The 22449-nt window shown below is 28.5% G+C and carries 24 protein-coding genes; all 24 read left to right on the top strand.

Annotated elements, in window-relative coordinates; all coding sequences use genetic code 11:
- Positions 1 to 62: 62 nt before the first annotated feature.
- Positions 63 to 1022 carry a UDP-2,4-diacetamido-2,4,6-trideoxy-beta-L-altropyranose hydrolase gene (pseG, locus tag NT01CX_RS05035; RefSeq protein WP_011721967.1) on the top strand — a complete coding sequence of 320 codons (960 nt, stop codon included), beginning with the start codon at positions 63 to 65 and terminating at the stop codon, positions 1020 to 1022.
- Positions 1023 to 1052: 30 nt separating this feature from the next.
- Positions 1053 to 2105: a pseudaminic acid synthase gene (gene pseI, locus NT01CX_RS05040; protein WP_011721968.1), complete on the top strand. Its 1053-nt coding sequence runs from the start codon at positions 1053 to 1055 to the stop codon at positions 2103 to 2105.
- Positions 2106 to 2136: 31 nt separating this feature from the next.
- Positions 2137 to 3144, top strand: a complete 1008-nt coding sequence (locus NT01CX_RS05045; protein WP_011721969.1) for an SDR family NAD(P)-dependent oxidoreductase — start codon at positions 2137 to 2139, stop codon at positions 3142 to 3144.
- A gap of 18 nt (positions 3145 to 3162) precedes the next feature.
- Complete coding sequence (locus NT01CX_RS05050; protein WP_011721970.1) at positions 3163 to 3861, top strand: sugar phosphate nucleotidyltransferase; 699 nt, start codon at positions 3163 to 3165, stop codon at positions 3859 to 3861.
- 84 nt (positions 3862 to 3945) lie between these two features.
- On the top strand, positions 3946 to 4836 hold the full coding sequence (locus tag NT01CX_RS05055; RefSeq protein WP_011721971.1) for a choline kinase family protein: 891 nt from the start codon (positions 3946 to 3948) through the stop codon (positions 4834 to 4836).
- Between the two features lie 12 nt (positions 4837 to 4848).
- Positions 4849 to 6861 (top strand): sulfatase-like hydrolase/transferase, encoded by a 2013-nt coding sequence (locus tag NT01CX_RS05060; RefSeq protein ID WP_011721972.1) that lies wholly within the window; start codon positions 4849 to 4851, stop codon positions 6859 to 6861.
- Positions 6862 to 6873: 12 nt separating this feature from the next.
- Entirely contained in the window at positions 6874 to 7818 is a 945-nt protein-coding gene (locus NT01CX_RS05065; RefSeq protein WP_011721973.1) for a DMT family transporter, read from the top strand.
- A 178-nt stretch (positions 7819 to 7996) separates the two neighbouring features.
- Positions 7997 to 8803 (top strand): flagellin, encoded by an 807-nt coding sequence (locus tag NT01CX_RS05070; RefSeq protein ID WP_011721974.1) that lies wholly within the window; start codon positions 7997 to 7999, stop codon positions 8801 to 8803.
- 30 nt (positions 8804 to 8833) lie between these two features.
- A complete protein-coding gene (locus tag NT01CX_RS05075) occupies positions 8834 to 9667 on the top strand; it encodes a flagellin (RefSeq protein ID WP_011721975.1) in 834 nt (277 codons plus the stop codon).
- A 322-nt stretch (positions 9668 to 9989) separates the two neighbouring features.
- Complete coding sequence (gene flgB, locus NT01CX_RS05080) at positions 9990 to 10394, top strand: flagellar basal body rod protein FlgB (RefSeq protein WP_011721976.1); 405 nt, start codon at positions 9990 to 9992, stop codon at positions 10392 to 10394.
- 2 nt (positions 10395 to 10396) lie between these two features.
- Positions 10397 to 10834, top strand: a complete 438-nt coding sequence (flgC, locus tag NT01CX_RS05085) for a flagellar basal body rod protein FlgC (RefSeq protein WP_011721977.1) — start codon at positions 10397 to 10399, stop codon at positions 10832 to 10834.
- Positions 10835 to 10896: 62 nt separating this feature from the next.
- Positions 10897 to 11208 (top strand): flagellar hook-basal body complex protein FliE, encoded by a 312-nt coding sequence (gene fliE, locus NT01CX_RS05090; protein WP_011721978.1) that lies wholly within the window; start codon positions 10897 to 10899, stop codon positions 11206 to 11208.
- A 15-nt stretch (positions 11209 to 11223) separates the two neighbouring features.
- On the top strand, positions 11224 to 12795 hold the full coding sequence (fliF, locus tag NT01CX_RS05095; RefSeq protein ID WP_011721979.1) for a flagellar basal-body MS-ring/collar protein FliF: 1572 nt from the start codon (positions 11224 to 11226) through the stop codon (positions 12793 to 12795).
- Positions 12796 to 12800: 5 nt separating this feature from the next.
- A complete protein-coding gene (gene fliG / locus NT01CX_RS05100; protein WP_011721980.1) occupies positions 12801 to 13814 on the top strand; it encodes a flagellar motor switch protein FliG in 1014 nt (337 codons plus the stop codon).
- Entirely contained in the window at positions 13798 to 14595 is a 798-nt protein-coding gene (locus NT01CX_RS05105; RefSeq protein ID WP_011721981.1) for a fliH protein, read from the top strand. The genes fliG and NT01CX_RS05105 overlap by 17 nt, the downstream gene beginning before the upstream one ends.
- Before the next feature lie 33 nt (positions 14596 to 14628).
- Positions 14629 to 15945 (top strand): flagellar protein export ATPase FliI, encoded by a 1317-nt coding sequence (gene fliI, locus NT01CX_RS05110; RefSeq protein ID WP_011721982.1) that lies wholly within the window; start codon positions 14629 to 14631, stop codon positions 15943 to 15945.
- A gap of 20 nt (positions 15946 to 15965) precedes the next feature.
- The gene (gene fliJ, locus NT01CX_RS05115) at positions 15966 to 16400 is read left to right on the top strand and encodes a flagellar export protein FliJ (protein WP_011721983.1); all 435 of its coding nucleotides are present in this window, start codon (positions 15966 to 15968) and stop codon (positions 16398 to 16400) included.
- A gap of 20 nt (positions 16401 to 16420) precedes the next feature.
- The gene (locus NT01CX_RS05120) at positions 16421 to 17773 is read left to right on the top strand and encodes a flagellar hook-length control protein FliK (protein WP_011721984.1); all 1353 of its coding nucleotides are present in this window, start codon (positions 16421 to 16423) and stop codon (positions 17771 to 17773) included.
- 11 nt (positions 17774 to 17784) lie between these two features.
- A complete protein-coding gene (locus NT01CX_RS05125; RefSeq protein ID WP_011721985.1) occupies positions 17785 to 18609 on the top strand; it encodes a flagellar hook assembly protein FlgD in 825 nt (274 codons plus the stop codon).
- Between the two features lie 18 nt (positions 18610 to 18627).
- Complete coding sequence (locus NT01CX_RS05130; protein ID WP_011721986.1) at positions 18628 to 19029, top strand: TIGR02530 family flagellar biosynthesis protein; 402 nt, start codon at positions 18628 to 18630, stop codon at positions 19027 to 19029.
- Between the two features lie 68 nt (positions 19030 to 19097).
- On the top strand, positions 19098 to 20555 hold the full coding sequence (locus tag NT01CX_RS05135; protein WP_011721987.1) for a flagellar hook protein FlgE: 1458 nt from the start codon (positions 19098 to 19100) through the stop codon (positions 20553 to 20555).
- Between the two features lie 160 nt (positions 20556 to 20715).
- Positions 20716 to 20907 carry a flagellar FlbD family protein gene (locus tag NT01CX_RS05140; protein ID WP_011721988.1) on the top strand — a complete coding sequence of 64 codons (192 nt, stop codon included), beginning with the start codon at positions 20716 to 20718 and terminating at the stop codon, positions 20905 to 20907.
- A 13-nt stretch (positions 20908 to 20920) separates the two neighbouring features.
- The gene (locus NT01CX_RS05145) at positions 20921 to 21730 is read left to right on the top strand and encodes a motility protein A (RefSeq protein ID WP_011721989.1); all 810 of its coding nucleotides are present in this window, start codon (positions 20921 to 20923) and stop codon (positions 21728 to 21730) included.
- Positions 21723 to 22448, top strand: coding sequence for a flagellar motor protein MotB (locus NT01CX_RS05150; protein ID WP_011721990.1), 726 nt, complete (start codon positions 21723 to 21725; stop codon positions 22446 to 22448). Before NT01CX_RS05145 ends, NT01CX_RS05150 begins: the two co-directional genes overlap by 8 nt.
- Position 22449 lies beyond the last annotated feature (1 nt).

The following is a 22449-nucleotide window of genomic DNA, read 5'->3' on the forward strand; positions in this document are numbered from 1 at the left end:
TTATTGTATTTAACAAAAATACTAATATACTTTTTAAGTTTAAAAAATAATGGTGATGTAATATGAAAATTTTATTTAGAGTAGATGGTGGAGAGAAAATTGGACTTGGACATATAATGAGAACATTGGTTTTAGCAAAAGAATTGAGTAAAAATCATGAAGTTAAATATATATGTTTAGATTCTCCTAAATATATAAAAGGAATTGAAAAAATAAAAAGTGAGAATATAGATGTTATAAAAATAGGTGAGTTAAATGAGATAGAAAAAATAAAGAACATAAAATCAGATTTTATAGTTGTAGATAAATATAATATAAAATCTGATTACTTATTAGATCTTAAATCTAAATTTAAAGTTATATATTTTGATGATAATGCAGATTTGAATTATTATCCAGTAGATTATATTATAAATCAAAATATACATGCACATGAACTTAAGTATAATTGTTTAAAAAATACACAATTATTATTAGGTAGTAAATATACTATGCTTAGAGAAGAATTTAGAAATAATAAAAGTATACAAATAAAAGAAAGGATACAAAATGTGCTTATAACTGTAGGTGGAAGTGATGATTTTAATATAACAGAAGATATAATAAATCAATTAACAAATTTACAATTTAAATTGCAAATAGTTGTAGGAAGTGCATTTAAATTTAAAAATAGATTGAAAAAGTACGAAAGTTCAAATGTTATTTTAAATGAAAATCCTAATATGAGTAAAATTATGGAAAAATGTGATATTGCTATTTCAACCTGTGGTTCTACAATATATGAACTTTGTTTTTTAGGAATACCTACAATAGGATTTGTTATTGTAGATAATCAAATAAAATTAGGTAGGTATATGAATAAAATTGGTGCTATAAAATTGAGTAACATTTCAGATTTGAAAGAAGATATTTTAAATTTAAATTATAACGCAAGGGCAAGGATGAGCAAAGTTCAGAAAAATCTAATTGATGGCAAAGGAGTTTTTAGAGTAAAGAATCAAATAGAAATGCACGATAATTAATGGGATAAAAAAATAGGAGATATAAGAGTAATGAACAAATCATTTAATATAAATAATATAAAAATTGGACAAAATGAAAGAACATTTATAATCGCAGAAATGTCTGCAAATCATATGCAAGATTATGAAAGAGCAGTGGAAATTATAAAAAAAGCGAAGTGGGCAGGAGCAGATGCTATAAAACTTCAAACATATACACCTGACACCATAACATTAAATTGTGATAATGAATATTTTCAAATAAAGCAAGACACAATTTGGGATGGGACAACTCTATATAAGTTGTATCAAACAGCATATACACCTTGGGAATGGCAACCAAAACTTAAGAAGATTGCAGAAGAATTAGGACTTGTATTTTTTTCTTCACCATTTGATTACACATCGGTAGATTTTTTAGAAGAAATAGATGTACCAGCATATAAAATAGCATCTTTTGAAATTAATGATATACCATTTATAGAATATATAGCATCAAAAGGAAAGCCTATAATAATGTCAACTGGTATAGCAAGAATGGGTGATATTCAAGATGCATTAGATGCATGTAGACGAATGGGCAATGAAAATATCGCATTACTTAAGTGTACTTCGGCGTATCCTTCACCACTTGAGGATATAAACCTTAATACTATTCCTAATATTAGAGAAACTTTTAATGTAGTGTCAGGACTTTCAGATCATACAATGGGACATACTGTTGCACTTGGGGGAGTGGCATTAGGAGCTAAAATAGTTGAAAAACATCTAACGTTGAGACGATCAGATGGTGGAGCAGATGGTAAGTTTTCTATGGAACCAGAAGAATTTAAAGCTATGGTGGATGCTATAAGGGATTTGGAAAAAGCTCTTGGAACTATTACATATGATTTAACGGAAAAACAAAAAAAATCAAGAGAGCATTCTAGGAGCCTATTTATTGTTAGAGATATTAAAGAAGGAGAAGAATTTACTGAAGAAAATGTAAAAAGCATAAGACCTGGATTTGGTCTTGAAACGAAGTATATAAAATATATATTAGGGAAAAAAGCTACATGTAATATAAAAAAAGGAACACCAATGGATTGGAAATTAGTAAAATAATTAAACAAAAGCTATTTAGGAGGATACATATATGAACATATTAGTAACAGGTGGCGCAGGATTTATTGGAAGATGGGTTGTAAAAGCATTGTTAAAAGAACAGCATAATGTTTTAGCATTAGATAATTTGTCTAATGGTAGACTTGAAAATATAGAAGAATTTAATGAAAATAATAATTTTAAATTTATACAAGGTGATATTAAAGATACAAAATTACTAGATGAAATATTTGAAAAACAACAATTTGATATTATATATCATTTGGGAGCTTCTATAAATGTACAAGATTCTATAGATGATCCAACTACTACTTTTTACAATGATACAGTGGGAACATTTCACATACTTGAAAAAGCAAAAATACAAATGTTCGGTAAAAATGCAAAAATGGATAGTGATTCTTGGGTTATTGATGAAAAAGAAAAAACACACCCGTGTAAAGTTGTTTTTATGAGTACATGTATGGTATATGATAAAGCTAAAGGAAAAGGAATAGATGAATTTCATCCAGTAAAACCAGTATCTCCTTATGGTGGAGCTAAAATAGCAGCAGAAAATATGGTTTTATCATATTATAATGCATATAAATTACCTACTGTAGTTATAAGACCTTTTAATACATATGGACCTTTCCAAAAAACTGGTGGAGAAGGTGGAGTTGTAGCTATATTTATAAAGAATGCTTTGAACAATAATGATTTTAATATATATGGAACAGGAAATCAAACAAGAGACCTTTTATATGTGAAAGATTGTGCAAGATTTGTTACAATGGCAGGATTCAACTCTAATGTAGATGGTGAAGTTGTAAATGCAGGTACAGGAAGAGATGTAACTATAAATGAACTTGCAGATATAATTTCAAAGGGTAGAGTTAAAATTAATCATGTAAAGCATATTCATCCTCAAAGTGAAATAATGAAATTGCTATGTGATTATAGTAAAGCGGAAAAATTAATGGGGTGGAAACCAGAATATACTTTAGAAGAAGGTATAGAAGAAACTGAAGAATGGATAAAGTCTAGTAATTTGCTATAGTAAATAGGGGGAAGTGATTTGAGAGCAATTATTTTAGCGGCAGGAAAAGGAACTAGGCTTAGACCATTAACTGAATTTACACCTAAACCACTTATAAAAGTAAATGGAAAGCCTATAATAGAAAGGCAAATAGAATGTTTGATAGAAAAGGGAATAAAAGAAATTATTATAGTTACAGGTTATTTAGCTGAAAAATTTGATTATATACTAGAAAAATATGATTATATTAATATAAAATTAGTTTATAATGAGAATTATGATAAGTTTAATAATATATATACTATGTATTTAGTTAAAGAATATTTAAATGATACTTATGTTTTAGATGGAGATGTATATATAAATAATAATTTTATAAATCCTAATTTAAATAGGTCAACTTATTTTGGAATTGAAAAAAATAATTTTCAAGACGAATGGGTTATATATGAAAAAAGTAATAAAATAGAGAATATAAATGTAGAAAGTGCTATTAATGAGCATAAAGTGATGTTGTCAGGTATATCATATTGGTCTAGTGAAGATGGAAGGGTAATAACTGATATATTAAAAGAAACATTAAAGACAAATATGTGGACAAATCTATATTGGGATAATATTGTGAAAGATAATTTAAATAAGGTAGAAGTATATTTACACAAAATCAACAAATATGATTGCTTTGAAATAGATAGTATTGAAGATTTAAATGCAGTTGAAAAACTAGTCTTAGCTTGAAGTTAGGGCTAGTTTTATTATTTAAAGAAATTTATACAAGATTCGATAAATAAATATATTATATAGAAAAGAATGGTGAGGATTATGTTAGAAACTAAGAAATTTTTGTATGATAATCAACTCATAGCATATTTTTTAAAAAATCAATATGGTGAAATTAATAGAGTTACAAAAATCGGAGGAATGACTAACACTAATTACAAAGTAGATTTTGATAATAAAAGTTTAGTTATAAGAATACCTCAGAATAATACAAAAAAAATGATAAATAGAGTAGATGAAAAGATCAATTCCTATTTAGCGTATAAATCTAATGTAGATGAAAGTTTTTTATTTATAGATGATTTGAGTGGAATTAAAATAAGTAATTTTTTGGGGAAAGGAGAAATGCTTACTCCTGAAAGTGCTAAAAAGTTTGAGAATATGAAAAAAGTAATACAATTATTGAAAAAATTGCATAGTTCAAATATTGAATTTAATAATATATTTAATCCATTTGATATGATACAAAAGTATGAAGATATACTCGTGGAGGAAAATGGACAAATGTTTGAAGGATATATGAAATTAAAAAAAGATATTTTTAAATATAAAAGTATCTTGGAAACATTAGATATTAAATTAGTTCCCTGCCATAATGACACAGTACCTGAAAATTTTGTGTTGAATAATGGGAAACTTAATTTAATTGATTGGGAATATAGTGGAATGAATGATTATATGTGGGATTTAGCTGCTCATATCTTAGAATGTGGATTCTCAGAGAAAGAAGAAAAACAGTTTTTAAATCTATATTTTTGTAATCAAGTTGTTAGCGATAATACAATATTTAGGATTAATTTATATAAGGTTATGCAAGATTTATTATGGAGTATTTGGACAAAGATTAAAATGATTCAAGGAGAAGATTTAAAGGAATATTTTGAAATGAGATATAAAAGAGTTGAAACAGGATTAAAAAGTTTAAAGTTATAAGGAGAAAATAGTATGAAAGATATAAACAAATTACGAGAATTTAAGCAAAAAATAAAAGTAGCAATTGAGGAACAAAAATTAGACGTTGCAAACCAATTAATATATGATTATAAAAATTTGGTTGATTTTGATTTAGAAGTAGAGAATATGTCTGCTATCATAGATTTTTATAAAGGTAGCTTACAATATGCTGAAGAAAAACTTTTAAAATTGTATAGTAAGTTTGAATTTAATTTTGATGTTAACTATAATTTGGGTATTGTTTATATGTATATGGGAGAATATGAAAAAGCTTCTATGCATTATATAAGGGCTATGTATGTTGATGATTCCAAGATAGAGCTAATAATGAGAGAAATCCAGTTTATGATTAAAGAAAATAAAATATCAAGTGTGTCATTAGAACAAATAAAAAATCAACAATTTAAGATTTTTGGAAGTTATCAGAAACAATTTCCAATGTCTTTAGGCGATTCTAACTATACAGAAGAACCTTTAATTATTAACAATAAAAGATATTATACAGGAATATATGATTTTTATTTCGCAGAAAGAGATGGTATTTTATCGGAATATGACCCTAAGATTAGTGATATGTATAAGTTAGAGTTGTTTGAAGGTAATATGTATTCAGAGTTTAGTTTAAATACTGAGACAAAGACAATTATACCAATTATGATTAACAAAAAAAACGTAAAAGTAAAAGTGAAAGTTAATAATAAAGAGTTTATTTTAAATGATATGCTTCCTAATAGATATTACTATTATGCATTTAATAAAAATGAATCTATATCAATATATTGTAATGAAGAAAAATTTATATTAGGAAAACCTATAGAAATTAAGGTTAATAATAAAAAGCCTAAATTATTATTGAATATTTTTGTGGATGGACTTTCTCAAAAATTTATAGAAGAAGAAGGTTTGCAAAGTGTTATGCCTAATGCATATAAATTTTTTAAGGAAGGAACTATATGTGAAAATGCATATGTTAGTGGAGAATGGACTTATGTTAGTTTGCCTAGTTTCTTTACAGGTATGTATACTTCTAATCATAAAATGTATCATCCAGATTACAGTACATTTTCATTATACAATAAAGAATTATATAGTGAAGTAATTCAGAAAGATGGGTATTTTACAGCCAAAATAGATGGTGATTGGAGAAGTACTCCTTCAAATGGGTACATAAAAGGAATTGATAGATATATATATCAACCATGTATTAGGGGAATGCATACAGATGAAGTTATAAATGAAACCATTGAACATTTAGAGGCGTTTAAAGAAAAAAATAATTTTGTTTGGATATGTTTACCAGATTTACACGACGTAGCGGATGAATTCGAAAATAGAATTAGCGTTCAAGTCAATAATCCTATAGAAACTAGAGTTTTTGATAAAAGTAATGAAACTAGCGTTAGAAAAACTTATGATGAAAAAAAAGTATTTAAGTATGGCACTCAATTAAAAAGAATAGATAGATATTTAGGAGTACTATTTAATTATATAAAAGATACCTATAAAGAAGAGGAATATATTATAAGTTTGGTTGCAGATCATGGGCAAGGATATTTTATTAAAGATAAGTTCTTGGATGAAGGTCGAACTAAAGTTGTAATGATGTTTAGAGGGAAAAACATTCCAAAAGGAATTTGTAATGAAATGATTCAAGGGGTGGATTTATTTCCTATAATATTAAAGGCTGCTGAAATAAAAAATGTAGATTTAAAAGATGGAAATGTTCCTAAGTATTTTGATGGAAAAAAAGAACGTGAATACACATATTCTGAGAGTATATTTCCAGAAAGTCCATATAGAGCTACAATAAATGATGTAGAGCACAAATTCTTTTTTGAAACTAAAGAATCTTGTCACAAGGATGGAAGGTTTAGAATAGATGGATACACAGTAAAATTGATAAATAAGCGTACTTGTGAGGATGAAACAAATATATATGAAGAAAAAGTTAAAAAATATTTAGATGTTATTTTTGATCACATCAAAGAATATATAATAATTTAGAGTGATGGATAAATGAAGAATAAAAAAAATATATCAGGTTTTATTTTAGGGAGTATGTCAGGAATAACTTGGGCTATAGATACGATAATAGTTGGTATTGTTCTCATAAATTGTGGAAGCTTATTTAATTTTAAAGAATTAGTTGGATTGCCATTTATAATAGCATTTTTAAAAGATTTATTTTCATGTATATTATTAAATATAGATATGATACGCAAAAAAAAATTTAACCATATATTAAAGTATATTTTAGATGGAAAGGTTAAAATTTTAATTTTAGGATCGATTTTGGGTGGACCAATTGGCATGACTCTTTATATAGTAAGCATAAGGTTTATATCTCCTGAAGGGGCGGCTAATATATCTGCAATATATCCAATAGTTACTGCAATATTATCTTCTATAATTATTAAAGAAAAACTTAGTTTTAAAAGTAAATTAGGAATTATTTTTAGTTTTATAGGAGTTTTTATAGTTGGATATAGTAAAACACAATGTAATTTCAATTTTATAACAGGGATTGGTATATTATTGGTTATTATTACGATTTTGTGTTGGGCATTGGAGAGCATATTGTATTCTTTTCAAGTGTCCAAAGTGTTAGAGTTAAGTTCTATGGAAGCACTAGCTATACGTGAACTTGTAGCTGTAATAGTACATGTATTTATAATGGTATTTATATGTTCTAGAGATATTAATGTTATTAAAGTGGTGATGAATATATATCCTTTAATACTACTTACGTCTTGTATAAGTTTGTTATCGTATTTATTATGGTATAAGTCTATAGATTTAATAGGGCCGTCAAAGGCTACTACACTAAATGTTACATATGTTTTGTGGGTAGTTATTTTTCAGGTGGTTATATTTAGTCAAAATATAAAGTTTAATTTTATATTGGGTAGTATAATTATATTTATAGGATCAATTTTTATGATAAATAGTGAATTCCAGTAGTTACTTGCTACTGGAATTCACTATTAAATATAGTTAAATTAAACTATTGTGTTATAATACTTAATTTTAAAATAAAAAAACAAATATCAATTAATAAAAATGTAAACCTCTATGTAAAAGTTACGATAATAGTTACTGGAAAGTATTAGTACACACTTATAAATCAGGAGGTGAAAATATGCTAATTAATAATGCTTTGGTTTTGGGAACATTTAGTAAATTAAATAGTAACATAAAAAAATCAGAAAAGTGTAATGCAACAGCTTCATCTGGAAAGAGAATAAATAAGGCGGCTGATGATGCTGCAGGTCTTACTATATGTGAAAGTTTTAAAGCACAGGTTAGAGGACTTTCACAAGGGGAGAGAAATACCCAAGAAGGATTATCACTTCTTCAATGTGTAGATGGTCATATGGAAGGGATACAAAAGGACTTACAGAGAATGAGAGAGATGGCTATAGAAAATGCTACAGATACTCGTACAGATGAAGATAGAGAAAAAGCCCAAAAGGAATTTAATCAAATAAAAGAAAATATAAAATATGTATCTGAAAGTGCTGAGTTTAATAAAATTAAGTTATTTGATAAAGATAAAAAGCTTTCGATACAGATAAAATATGAACCTTTTATATATGAAGAAATAAATCTGAATGAGATATCTTTGAATAGTTTAGGAATAGAAAGCGATAATGTTCTTACAAAAGAGGCATCATCAAATGCTATAAAATCAATTGATAATGCCATTGCAAAGTGCATATCTGAAAGAGTGGATGTTGGAACTGCTATGAGTAGACTGGAATCAGCTTTAAATGATACAAAAAATACTAATAGTAGCACAACAGCATCATTATCGAGAATAGAGGATGTTGACATGGCAAATGCAGCTATGAACTTATTTAAAAGTGATGTTTTAGTTAAATATACAAATGCAATGGTTTGTCATGCGAATCAAGATACAAATAATACTATGAAACTTTTAGGGTAATATGATTTTAAAAGGAAAGGAAGTGATTATATGAGATTAAATCATAATATGGCATCCCTTACTATATGTCGTGAACAAGAAAAGGTTTGGAGTAGTCAAAGCATGTATATGAATAGAATTTCATCTGGCTTTAAGATAAATTCAGCTAAAGAAGATCCCAATGGACTTGCTTTAAGTGAAAAGATGAGAGTTCAAATAAGGGGACTTCAAATAGCTCAAAGAAATGCTCAAGATGGAATGAGTATGCTTCAATCGGCAGATGGAGCATTAGAAGGAGTTCAATCAATGCTTATTAGAATAAGAGAACTTTCCATTCAAGCAGGAGGTGCTACTAATGAAAATGATAGACAGGCACTTAAAGGTGAAATAAATCAAATGATTGATGGTATTGATGATACTTTAAAGCATTCGGATTTTAATGGGAAAAGCATTTTGAATTCTAAAGAAAAGAATAAAACTCATGAGAAAATGGCTATTGGTGCTAACGTTGGTGAGGTTATAGATATACCTGTATATCATTTGGATAGTAATGAATTGAATTTAGATTCTTTGAAAAATGAAGATTTAAATAGTAATACTATAGGTAAGTTTTTAGAAATTACCGATAGTGCAGTAGATAAAATTTCAGATATTAGAGGTAAATATGGTGCTTTGTGTAATAGATTTGAAGGAACATATAATGAGATTCATGAAATACATGACACTATAGTTGGAACTGAAAGTAAGATAAGAGATACTGATATAGCAGAATCTATGATGAATTTAGCAAGAGATAATATTTTAATAGAAGCAGGTCAAGCTATGCTTGTTCAGTCCAATAAATTTCCACAGGATGCTTTAAGGGTATTAGAAGGAATTAAATAGGAAAACAGTCGGCATAATATTATGTCGACTGTTTTATTTGTAGCAATATGAATTAAAAACAAGAATGGTTTTAATTAAAATTTAATTTTCTATTAAAAAATTAGTTAAAAAGGTTTAAAATTTGTAAAAAATATAATATAATATAATTAGAAAAAATAAGTGTATTGGGATAAAAATTCTAAAATATATTAAAATTATGATAAATACTATTTAATATTTATAGTGGAATAATATTCATATATTGTAACATAAATTAGTCTAATTATTAAATACATTATATAGGTTAATTTTGTAATTATACCAGAATAGGGGGAAGACACTAATGAAAATAGGACATATATCCAAAAACACACAAAGTTATAATTTAATTAAACAAGCTTTAAACGCTACATCAAAACGAAAAAATGTTATAAATAATAATATTTCTAACATTAATACTAAGGGATATAAAAGAAGTTATGTAACATTTGAAGATACATTAAAGAAAAGTAAAGATAATTTAGAGCTTAAAACCACAAATGAAAAACACATTGATATCAATAAAAAATTTGGAGAAATAAGTGTAAAAAAAGACGAATCAGATAGTATGAAAATGGACGGGAATAATGTAGATATAGATAATGAAATGACAAATTTAGCAGCTAATACATTAGAATATAATGCTCTTATAACTACTTTAAATTCCGCGTTAGCTACTAAAAGATATATTATAAATGGAGGAAGATAAAAATGAATGCTTTTAGTTCAATGAGGATAAGTGCAAGTGGACTTGCAGCTGAAAGATTGAGAATGGATACAATATCTTCAAATATAACAAACTTTAAAACTACTAGAGGAAAAGATGGACAAAGACAACCTTATATAAGGAAAATAGCAGTATTTAAAGAGAACTTAAAGAAAGAATTAAATAAAAGTGGTAAAGGATACGAAAGTAGACTAAATGGAGTTAAAGCTGTAGGTATAGTTGAAGATAAATCTCCACTTCGAAGAGTATACAATCCAAATCACCCAGATGCCGATGAAAATGGATATGTACTTATGCCAAATGTAAATATTTTAAATGAGATGGCAGATATGATTGCAGCAACTCGTGCATATGAAGCCAATGTAACAGCAATAAATTCATCTAAAAATATGTTTATGAAAGCATTAGAAATAGGAAGATAAAAATAATACATGAGGTAATTATATAAAATAAAAAAAGAGATATAAGAGATAGGAGAAATAATATGAAGATAAATGAGTTTATACCAAGTAGTGGCATATATTCTAAGATTGATTCTTTAAATAAAGAAAAAGCTACAAGTAGCGTTAATAAAAGCTCAGAATTTCAAGATGTTTTAAAAAGTCAATTAGATAAGGTAAATGAAAAACAATTAGAGTCTGAACAGGTTACCAATGATTTTATAAAAGGTGAAGATGTAGAAGTGCATGATGTTATGATAAAAAATGAAGAAGCAAAACTTTCCATGCAACTTGCTGTACAAGTAAGAAATAAATTATTAGAGGCCTACCAAGAGATAAACAGAATGCAGGTATAGTTAGGAGTGCTAGTAATGGACAAAATTAAAGAAAAATTTAAAAACCTTATAGATAAATTTAAGGAATTAAGTAAAGGCAAAAAGATAGCATTTAGTATACTTGGAGTAGGTATAATTTCAGGACTTATATATCTGATAGTTTTTTTAAATACTACAAAATATGCTGTGCTATATAAAGATATGGATCCCAATGATGCACAAACAGTTATGACTAAGTTAAATGAAAAGAAAGTAGAATATAAAGTTGAAAATAGTTCTATAAAAGTTCCAGAAGAGAAGGTATCAGAACTTAGACTAGAACTTGCACCACAGCTTACAAGTGGAAGTAAGGGATATGAAATACTAGAAAATGCAGATAGCTTTGGTATGACAGATAAGGAAAGAGAATTAAATTATAAAATAGCTTTAGAAGGGGAACTTGCAAAAAACATAAAATCTCTTCCAGAGGTTAAAGATGCAAAAGTTTTACTTGTAATGCCACAAGAAGGTAATTTTTTCAAACAAGCAGAAAATGCCCAGGCTTCTGTAAGAATAGAATTTAACGAAGGAAAAAGTATATCAAAAGAACAGATAAAAGCAATAGTATCCTTAGTAACAGGAAGTGTTAAAAACCTAAAAAAAGAGAATGTAAAAATTATAGGAGTTCTTAATGGAAAAACTAAGGATTTAACTGATGATTTATTTAGTGAAGAAGATGGAAAAGATTTAACTTCAGTTACAGATAAGCAAAATAAATATAAAAAGAACTTAGAGAAAGAATATGTAAAGAAAATAATGAACATATTAACACCTAAATATGGTGAAGGGGTTAAAGCAGCTGTAAATGTTGATTTGGATTTTGATGCATCTGAAAAAACATCTACTGTATGGGATCCTAATAATGTAGTTAGAAGTGAAGAAATTGAAAAAGACACAGAGAAATCTAAAGACGGCAAGGTAAGTGCTGGGCCTGTGGACAATAATATGTCAAATACATATAATAATCAAGATGGAAATAGTTCATCAACACATGAAAAAACTACTAGAAATTATGAAGTAGGAAAAATAGAACAAAAAACAGTAGGAGCTCCAGGAAAAGTAAAGAAAATATCTGCATCAGTTACAATAAACGATGAAAATTTAAATCCTGTTGATAAGGATAAAATAAATAGTTTAGTTGCAGGTGCTATATCTTACGATGAAAACAGAGGAGACATTATAACTGTAGAAGGATTAAAGTTTAATGAAATAAATGATGCTAAAGCTGAAGAAGAAGCTAAAAAACAAGCAGAAGAACAAAAAGCAAAACAAAGAACATTTATTTATAAATGTATAGGTGGAGCAGTTATTGCCTTATTATTAATAGGTGGAATTATAGCACTTATAAGAAAGAGAAAGAACAAGAAAGAAGAGGCAGAGGAACAAATAGAAGGTATAGATATGTTAATTGATGATGAGGTTGAGCCTAAGGAACCTTTAAAACCAATTAATTTTGACGAAGAAAATGAAAGTACCCATATTGAAAAAGAAATAAAGAAATATGCAACTGAAAAACCAGATCAAGTTGCAGAAATTATTAAAGCTTGGATGGCAGAAGATGAGAGGTGATAAGAATGGCAAAAGAAGATAAATTAACTGGAGTTCAAAAGGCTGCCATTCTGTTTATAACTTTAGGTCCAGATGCAGCTTCAGGTATAATAAAAAAATTACCTGAGTCAGATATACAAAAAATAACTTATGAAATTGCAAATATAAGTTCAGTAAAACAAGAACAAAGAAGTGATATTCTAAATGAATTCATAGAAATGAATAAAGCAAAAGACTATATAATCGAAGGTGGATTTGAATATGCAAGAGCCCTTCTTGGAAAGGCTCTGGGAAATCAAAGAGCAAAGGAAATATTAGAAAAAGTTACCGAGGCAACACAACAATATAGACCATTTGCCATTGCCAGAAAAGCAGATGCACATCAACTTCTAAATGTAATAGCAAATGAGCATCCACAAACTATAGCTCTTATACTTTGTTATCTTCAAGCAGAGAAGTCAGCACAAATAATTGGGGAACTTCCAGAGGATATACAGTGGGAAGTTGCATACAGAGTAGCGTCTATGGACAATACCTCTCCTATGGTTATAAAAGAAATAGAAAAGGTATTAAATGGCAAGCTATCATCAGTAGTAAGAACAGATATGACAACTATAGGTGGAGTTGAAACTATTGTCGACATATTAAATCAAGTTGACAGAACAACTGAAAAGAATATTACAGAAGGACTTGAAAGACAAGATCCAGAACTTGCAGAAAAAATCAAACAATCTATGTTTGTATTCGAGGATATTATTACAATGGACGACGTTTCAATACAAAGGGTGTTAAGAGAAGTAGAAACAAAGGATCTTGCACTTGCACTGAAGGGTTGCTCAGAAGAAGTTGCAAATTGTATATTTAGAAACCAATCTAAGAGAGCTGCAGCTTCATTAAAAGAAGATATAGAATTCTTAGGACCTGTAAGACTTATGGATGTTGAAAAATCACAGCAACAAATTGTTAGCATAATAAGAAGACTTGAAGATGCTGGAGAAATAATAATTTCAAGAGGTGGAGAAGATGCCATCATTGTTTAATGTTATAAAAAATATTAGTGTAGTTTCAAATGGTTGTAAAGAAATAAATACAGAATATACCGTTCCCAAACATAAGCAAAAAGAAGATAGTGAAAAGAAAAAAGAGCTAGGAGAAAAAAATGCTAAAGACTTCATAGAAAGTTATGAAGTCTTAGCTAGAACTATGCTTGAAAAAGCAAGGCGTGAAAGTGAAGAAATTATATCAAGTTCATACAGTAAAGCTAAATCTATAGAAGAAGATGCATATACAAAAGGGTTTAACTTAGGAAAAGAAGATGGATATTCTGATGGGTATTCTGAAGGAAAATTAGCTGCTGATAAATACTATGAAGATATTAAAACTAAAGCAAATGCAGAAATAGATTTATTAAATGAAAATGCAGAGAAGATGCTTTTAAATGCTAAAGACGAATATACTAATTATTTAAAAGAAAAACAAGAAAATATAAAAGACTTAATAGTGTATATTACAAAAAAGGTACTTTTAAAAGAAATAGAAAATAGTGATTCAATAACAGATATGATAGTGGATGCACTTGAAAATGCTAATGATTCAAAAAATATAATCATAAAAACTAAAAGTATCTATAAGGATGATATAGAAGAAAAACTAAAATTATGGAAAGCCAAGACAGTTTTTAATGGAAAAATATTTGTAATAGAAGATGATAATTTAGAAGATGGACAAGCAATAATTGAAAAAGAAAATGGGAAAATTGTTGTAGATGTTATGAGCGCGTTAGATAAAATTGAGGAAGTAATTCAGTCTGAAGAAAGCTAATGAAAGTTACAGATTTATAAGGGAGGTCACATAGTGGGGATAGAGATAAATTTTGAGAATATAAAAAATAAGATAGCCAAGTGTGACTTTAAGTATACAGAAGGATTAGTAAAGCAAGTTATAGGTCTTACTATAGAAGTTGAAGGTATAAAGGCTTTCGTTGGAGAAGTTTGCACTATATACAATAAGGAAAACGAACCTATAATGTGTGAAGTAGTTGGTTTTAAAGAGGATAATGTAATATTAATGCCTCTTGGAGAACTTATTGGTATAGGTCCTGGATGCAAGGTTGTTCCCTCTAAAAAATATCTAAGTGTTAAATGTTCAGATGATCTTTTAGGAAAGGTATTAAATGGACTTGGAAAACCACTAAAATCTGAGGAAGAACTTCCAATAGGAGTAGACTATCCACTAGATACTGCACCACCAGATCCATTAAAAAGAAGAAGAATAAAAGATGAAATTGCAACTGGAGTTAGAGCAGTTGATGGATTTTTAACTTGTGGAGAAGGACAAAGAATAGGTATTTTTGCAGGTAGTGGAGTTGGAAAGAGTACAACACTTGGAATGATAGCAAGAGAAGCTAAAGCAGATATAAATGTAATTGCACTAATTGGTGAAAGAGGACGTGAAGTTCTAGATTTTATTGAAAAAGATTTAGGTGAGGAAGGCCTTAAAAAATCAGTTATAGTTTGTGCAACATCAGATCAACCTGCACTTGTAAGATTAAAAGGAGCTTTTACAGCCACAGCTATAGCAGAATATTTTAGGGATAAAGGAAAAAAAGTAATTCTTATGATGGACTCTGTAACAAGATTTGCCATGGCTCAAAGAGAAGTTGGACTAGCAATAGGAGAACCGCCAGCAACAAAAGGATACACTCCTTCAGTGTTTGCAATGCTTCCAAGACTTATGGAAAGATCAGGAATGTCAGATAAGGGTTCGATTACAGCTTTTTATACAGTATTAGTTGATGGTGATGACTTTAATGAACCAATTGCAGATGCTGTTCGTGGTATCCTTGATGGTCACATTGTATTATCAAGAGCACTAGCTGGTAAAAATCATTATCCAGCAATAGATATTTTAAATAGTGTAAGCAGACTTATGAGCGAAATTGCAACAGATGAACATAAAAAAGCTGCATCACTTGCAAGAGACTTACTTGCAACATATAAGAATTCTGAAGACCTTATAAATATAGGAGCATATGTTAGAGGAAGTAATCCTAAAGTTGATATGGCAATACAATATAATGATGAATTAAATGATTATTTAAGACAGGGAATTAAAGAACATAGCGAATTTCAAGAAAGTGTTACAAGACTTGTAAATATGTTTAATAATTAAATTTATCAAGGAGTATGATTATGCAAGGATTTAAATTTAGACTTCAATCACTTTTAGATATTAGATGTAATTTAGAAGAACAAAGCAAAATAGCTTTTAAAGAGGCACAAAGTGCAAAACAATTAATAGAAAATAAGCTAAATAATCTTAAAGAAAATTACAATAAATATTCAAAAATAGATTTTAATTGCAGTTCTATTGATAGGAAAATAAGACAAAAATATTGCAATGTACTTCAGTTTAATATAAATGAGACAAGTGTTGAACTTATTAAAAAAAATGAAATTCTAGAAGATAAAAGACAAGAATTAAAGAAAAGACAAATGGAAAGAAAAACAGTAGAAGTTTTAAGAGACAAACAACAAGATGCTTATATAAAAGAGCAAAATTTAATAGAACAAAAGGCCAATGATGAATTTGCTCTTTATGCTTATATAAGAAATTGTAAAGCTTAAACAAAGAAAGGAGGAAAAAGATGAACGATTTAGTGAATATGGCAGTAAATTTAAAAGTGCCTAATACAAAAATTAATAGTACACCCAAAGAAACTTTAGGAAATGAAAAAAACAATATTGAAATAACAGATAAAGTTAATAGTAATAATAATTTTAAAAAAATATTAAACAAAGCTACTGAAAAAAGCAGTGTAAAAAATGATGAAGTTTTTAAAGATGAAGAAATTGAAGATGTAAAAAATAATTCATCTAAAGAAGTAAAAAGTAAAAAAGACGTACTAGATTTAATTTTAATATCATTATTACAACATCTAGGAGATGATAAATCAATGGAAGAATTAAATGATTCTATCTCACAAGATGCTATTAATAATAATATATGCGATATTGAAACCTTAAAATCATCTAACAATTTACAAAAATCAGTTGCTGATATTATTAATGTATTATTGGAGGAAGGTAAGGGTTTTAATAATGAAAATAGCAAATTACAGGAACTTTTAAGTAAAATGAAATCTATAAATGATGAAGACATTAATAACTTAAATATAAAAGAAGCTATAAATGATTTAAAATCTACTTTTATGGAAGCGTCAAAGGAAGTAAAACAAGACAGCTTTATAAAAGAGAATATACTAAGTCTTATAAAAGATAAGTTAAATGAATCTAGTATGGATAAAAACAATGAGCTTAATATTATGGAGAGTTTTAGAAGTAATGATTCTCTAAAAACACTAAGTCAAATGGAAAACTTCAATAGCGATTCTAATGTTGCATATGAAAATAAAGAAGAAGAATTCCTAAAAGGTTTAACTTCAAATAATAAAAGTAAATTAGAATCAAAACTAGATAAAGTAACAAATTTCATGAATGATTTTAATAAAATTAACAGTGAAATCTCAACTGATAGCGTAGAAGTAGAGGCACCTATTAATATAAACAAAAATAATTTAGTAAATGATTTTATTAAGTCAGTAAAATACATGGAACAAAACAATGTAAGAGAAATGACAGTTAAAGTAAAACCACAGGAACTAGGTGAGGTGTTAATAAGACTTACTGTAGAAAATGGACTTATGAAAGCAAATATTACTGCTAACAATAAAGAAGCTTATAATCTTTTAAACTCAAAACTTCAGGATTTAAATAATAGTTTAGGTAATGGAGATATAAAAATTCAAAACTTTACTATTGATATATACAATGGAGATACTACATTCTTTAGCAGAGAAAACAGTAGAGAACAAAGAAATAATGCAAATGGCAATAGTAGAGGAAAGAATAGTGGAGTTTTAAAAGTAGAAGAATCTTTAAATTCTAATGATGAAATACAAAATCATCTAGAAGATAGTAATGTAAATGCTTTTGTTTAGGGGGAGAGAGAATGCCTGATATAGGAGATACAGTTTTAAAAAGCTATGGAAGTCAATTAAATGGTAATAGAACTTTCCAAAGTATAAATAAAGATAAAAATAAGGATTCTAAAAATAACTTAGATGGAAAAGTAGAAAAAGTAGAGCATTTTAGTGGTGCTACAAAAAGAGGGACAAAGATAGTAAAAAAGGGACAAGAAATGGATAAGAATGCTTTCCTAAAAATCTTAACTGCCGAACTTACCAATCAAGATCCTATGAATGCAAAAGATTCAACACAATACATTTCTCAATTAGCTCAATTTTCAAGTCTTGAACAAATGGCTAATTTAAATTCAACTATGAGTTTTAATTCAGCAGGAAATATGGTTGGAAAAACAGTAGCTTTAAGTTCTTATGATGATTACGGTAGACAATATGGTGGAACTGTAACAAATGTAAGAAAAGATGGGGATGACATTATATTAAGTGTTAATGTAGCTAAGTATAAGGGAAATGAATTAATTGGTAGAGAAGATAAAGAATTCAACTTTAAAGATGTTTCAGATGTCTTAAGTGTTCCAGATGAAAAGGATCATATGATTTCATATCTAATAGATCACATGAATTATTTAAATGATAATTTAAGTTTCATGGGTGCTTCATCTTTAATAGGTAAAAAGGTGGAAATTGAACCTAAAACATCACCAGAAAAAGATGATAAAAAAGAAAAAATAATGGGTACAGTCCTTGAAACATTTAGAAGCAAAGAAGGAATAAAAGTAAAAGTTAAATTAGATGGTGAGGGTGAAGAAAAAGAATTCTTGTATTCAGAGGTTATGAAAATAAGAAAATAATTTTTAGGTGTGATAAAAGTGGGATATAGAATTATAAATGGAAATTTATATCCGATTGGAAATTTTCCAGAGGCAATTACAAGCAATCAAAAGACAAAAAAGAGTCAAGGTGATTCTTTTGGAGAATTACTAAAAAGTGAGATACAAAAAAAGTCTAATACAGAAATAGATTTTAAAATATCTAATCATGCTGCAAAAAGACTGAATGAAAGAAATATAATGCTATCGAAAAAAGATATTGAAAACATAAATAAAGGAATAGATATAGCAGAAGAAAAAGGATCTAAAGATTCAGTAATACTTTATAAAAACATGGCACTAATTGCAAGTATAAAAAATAGAACCATAATAACTGCAGTAGAAAAAGAATCTTCAAAAGGTAATGTTTTTACAAACATAGATAGTGTTGTTTTATTATAGGCTGGACCGAAAGGAAGCCAAAAACTTGGGGAATGATGGAACCAAGTAAAAAATGGAGGTTATGAATAATGTTAAGATCAATGTACGCTGGAATAAGTGGAATGAAAGTAAATCAAACAAAACTTGATGTTACAGGTAATAATATAGCAAACGTTAGTACAACAGGATTCAAAAGTTCAAGGGTTAGATTTAAAGATATGTTAAGTCAAAACATGGGAGAAGCAGTTGGCCCTGGAAGAAACCAAGGTGGTGTTAATGGTAAGCAAGTAGGACTTGGGGTTCAAGTTGCAGGTATAGACACTGTAATGAGCCAAGGTATGATGCAACCAACAAGCAGAAACCTAGACGTTGCAATGGACGGAACAGGATACTTCATAGTAGCAAAAGGTGCACTTCCAGAAAGCAATGCTGGCGGAATTGCAGTAAGTGAAAGTGAACATACAATGAGTGGTGGAGCTTTCCAAGTAAACTATACAAGAGATGGATCATTTACATTAGACCATCAAGGAAATCTTTTAACTTCTGATGGATACAGAGTTATGGGATATGCAATAAATGAAAAAGATAGTACAGGTAATGCTACAGGTGATGTTAGTATAGATTACAATGCAAATGGTGCAGTGAATTTTGTAAATGCAGATGGAGAATTTGGATTAAAAGCTTCAAATACATTAGTGCCTTTAAGAATTCCTGATAGTGTTCATATGAAAGCCACTACAAAAGACAAACAAAATATGATAATTACAAATGGAGATAAGATATTATTTGATAATGATGGGGATGCAACAAATGGAATACAAGGTTTCCCTGAAATAAGTTTAGATGACACTTTTAAAGGTAAAGAAAACGTAAAAGTGGAAATAAAATATGATACAAAGGACAAAGCAGGAAAAGATAAAGGGTGGATAATATTTTTAAATGGAAAAAAAACCTTTTTAGAAGCAAATGCATCTGAGATAGATGATGCTGCAATAGATGGTGTAGATGCTGCTCTTCTGAGTGCATCAGAAAAAAAGGATATTAAAGAATTATTAAATGGAAGTAAAATTACTATTACTGACCCTGATCCTAATACTACAAATATTGATACAGATGATAAAAAAGCAAAATACAAATGGTCATTCACTCTACAACCTGAGTGTGACAAAAAACTTAGAAGTTTTGCAATAGAAAAAGATGGACTAGTTAAAGGGGTGCTTGATGATGGTACTGTTACAGCACTTGGTCAAATAGCTACAGCATCATTTAAAAACCAAGAAGGACTTAAAAAAGAAGGTAAGAACCTTTATTCTAATACAGCCAACTCAGGTGTTCCAACAGTTAGAAGTGGACTTGGAACTCCAAAGAATCTTGATAATGGAGATGGATATGGTGAAATGCTACAAGGTATGCTTGAAATGTCAAATGTTGACCTTGCAGAACAATTCACAGATATGATAGTAACAACAAGAGCTTTCCAAGCTAGTGGAAAAATGATATCAACTGGAGATGAAATTCTTCAAGATATTATAAACCTTAAGAGATAATAATTAAAAAACAAAGGAATACCTAAAACAAGGGAATATACAAAACAAGGGGAGAGATAGGAAACAAAACAAGAAAAAAATAGAGCTTATTTTCCTGTTTTTCCTACTCCCAGGGTTTTCCTATTTACTTGTTTTTAAAATAAAAATAAGGAGTGTTGCAATGATAAAACTAAAGGGATTAAATAGTAAAGAACTATATTTAAATGAAGATAATATAGAAAAAATAGAAGAAGTTCCAGAAACTTTAATAACACTTAGTAACGGAAAAAAGTATATTGTGCTTGAAACTACTAAAGACGTAATAGATAAAATAATAGAGTTCAAGAGAAAAATTTTTACCGTAGATTTGTAGGAGGCATTTAACAATGAAAAAACAAGATATTTTAACTCTTGTAGGTATGCTTGCTGGGTTTGGAGTTATTATATATGGTATGCTTGGCGGTGGTGGAACATTTGGAATGTTCATAGATATGCCATCAGTTGCGATAACCATAGGAGGTTCGTTTTGTGCATTATTAGTTAATTATCCAGCAGATGAACTAAAAAGAGTTTTTAAGGTACTAGCACAATCTTTTAAAGAAACTAGTATGTCAGGATTAGATATTGTATCACAATTTGGTGATTTATCTAAAAAGGCAAGAAGAGAAGGATTATTATCCCTTGAAGATGATATTGAAAAAGTAAAAGATGATTACCTAAGAAAGGGTCTTCAAATGGTTGTAGATGGTATAGAGCCTGAAACCATAAGAGAGATACTTGAACTTGAAATTGGAGAAATGGAAAAAAGGCATAAAGATGGTGCTGATGTTTTAAAAGCTTGGGCTGGATATGCACCTGCATTTGGTATGTTAGGTACATTAATAGGACTTATACAAATGCTTGCAAACCTAGATGATCCAGGAAACTTAGGACCTGGAATGAGTAAAGCTTTAATAACTACATTCTATGGATCTTTAATTGCCAGCTTAATTTTAAATCCTATGGCTGCAAATCTTATGTATAAAAGTAGTAAGGAATGTACTATTAGAGAAATGATGTTAGAAGGTGTACTAGCTATTCAATCAGGAGTTAATCCAAGAATTGTTGAAGAAAAACTTGTGTCTTATTTAAATCCAGTAGATAAGAAGATTTATCAAGAAACACAAGCAGCTAGTGAGGTGGAAACTAATGTCTAGAAGAAAGAAGATACAACAAAGTGAAGGCGGAGGTGAAGAATGGTTACAAACCTATGCAGATACAATTACACTGTTACTTACATTCTTCGTTCTATTATATGCATCTTCTAATTTAGATGTTGTTAAATTTAAGCAAATGTCTTCATCATTTCAAAATGTATTCTCTGGAAACAATAGTAATTCTATACTAGATTTTAATGCTAGTGGAGAAGCACCTATTGTTGGACCACCAGAAGAAATGGGTTCTAAAGTAGCTAATGACAATGAAGAAATGTATAGTAAGGTAAAGGATTTTACAAGTAAAAACAATTTAGATAGTACTGTACAAGTAAAAAAAGATGCTAGAGGAATTATCCTTGAACTTAAAGAGAATATACTATTTGATAGTGGTCAAGCTGATTTAAAATTATCCAGTAAAGAAATATTAGATAAGATTTCAGCACTTATAGAATCTGTTCCTAATGGAATAATTATTGAAGGACACACTGATAATGTTCCTATACATAACAGCAAGTATGATAGTAACTGGGAGTTATCTACTCAAAGGGCTGTTAATGTTTTGAAATACTTTGTGGTGAGCAAAGGTGAAAAACCAGAAAAATTTCAGGCAGCAGGGTATGGTGAATATCATCCTATAGCTAAAAATGATAATTATGTAGATAGAGCTAAAAATAGAAGAGTAAATATATTAATCGTAGGCGAAAAGGAGAAAAAGTAAT

Source organism: Clostridium novyi NT (genome assembly GCF_000014125.1).
GTDB classification, from domain to species: Bacteria; Bacillota; Clostridia; order Clostridiales; family Clostridiaceae; genus Clostridium_H; species Clostridium_H novyi.

Coding starts and splice junctions, on each gene's coding strand:
- NT01CX_RS05145 (WP_011721989.1), top strand. CDS start 20,921: ATGAAAAAACAAGATATTTTAACTCTTGTAGGTATGCTTGCTGGGTTT.
- NT01CX_RS05105 (WP_011721981.1), top strand. CDS start 13,798: ATGCCATCATTGTTTAATGTTATAAAAAATATTAGTGTAGTTTCAAAT.
- fliJ (WP_011721983.1), top strand. CDS start 15,966: ATGCAAGGATTTAAATTTAGACTTCAATCACTTTTAGATATTAGATGT.
- NT01CX_RS05150 (WP_011721990.1), top strand. CDS start 21,723: ATGTCTAGAAGAAAGAAGATACAACAAAGTGAAGGCGGAGGTGAAGAA.
- flgB (WP_011721976.1), top strand. CDS start 9,990: ATGAAAATAGGACATATATCCAAAAACACACAAAGTTATAATTTAATT.
- NT01CX_RS05120 (WP_011721984.1), top strand. CDS start 16,421: ATGAACGATTTAGTGAATATGGCAGTAAATTTAAAAGTGCCTAATACA.
- NT01CX_RS05065 (WP_011721973.1), top strand. CDS start 6,874: ATGAAGAATAAAAAAAATATATCAGGTTTTATTTTAGGGAGTATGTCA.
- pseI (WP_011721968.1), top strand. CDS start 1,053: ATGAACAAATCATTTAATATAAATAATATAAAAATTGGACAAAATGAA.
- flgC (WP_011721977.1), top strand. CDS start 10,397: ATGAATGCTTTTAGTTCAATGAGGATAAGTGCAAGTGGACTTGCAGCT.
- NT01CX_RS05055 (WP_011721971.1), top strand. CDS start 3,946: ATGTTAGAAACTAAGAAATTTTTGTATGATAATCAACTCATAGCATAT.
- NT01CX_RS05075 (WP_011721975.1), top strand. CDS start 8,834: ATGAGATTAAATCATAATATGGCATCCCTTACTATATGTCGTGAACAA.
- fliF (WP_011721979.1), top strand. CDS start 11,224: ATGGACAAAATTAAAGAAAAATTTAAAAACCTTATAGATAAATTTAAG.
- NT01CX_RS05045 (WP_011721969.1), top strand. CDS start 2,137: ATGAACATATTAGTAACAGGTGGCGCAGGATTTATTGGAAGATGGGTT.
- NT01CX_RS05070 (WP_011721974.1), top strand. CDS start 7,997: ATGCTAATTAATAATGCTTTGGTTTTGGGAACATTTAGTAAATTAAAT.
- fliE (WP_011721978.1), top strand. CDS start 10,897: ATGAAGATAAATGAGTTTATACCAAGTAGTGGCATATATTCTAAGATT.
- fliG (WP_011721980.1), top strand. CDS start 12,801: ATGGCAAAAGAAGATAAATTAACTGGAGTTCAAAAGGCTGCCATTCTG.
- NT01CX_RS05060 (WP_011721972.1), top strand. CDS start 4,849: ATGAAAGATATAAACAAATTACGAGAATTTAAGCAAAAAATAAAAGTA.
- NT01CX_RS05140 (WP_011721988.1), top strand. CDS start 20,716: ATGATAAAACTAAAGGGATTAAATAGTAAAGAACTATATTTAAATGAA.
- NT01CX_RS05125 (WP_011721985.1), top strand. CDS start 17,785: ATGCCTGATATAGGAGATACAGTTTTAAAAAGCTATGGAAGTCAATTA.
- NT01CX_RS05135 (WP_011721987.1), top strand. CDS start 19,098: ATGTTAAGATCAATGTACGCTGGAATAAGTGGAATGAAAGTAAATCAA.
- pseG (WP_011721967.1), top strand. CDS start 63: ATGAAAATTTTATTTAGAGTAGATGGTGGAGAGAAAATTGGACTTGGA.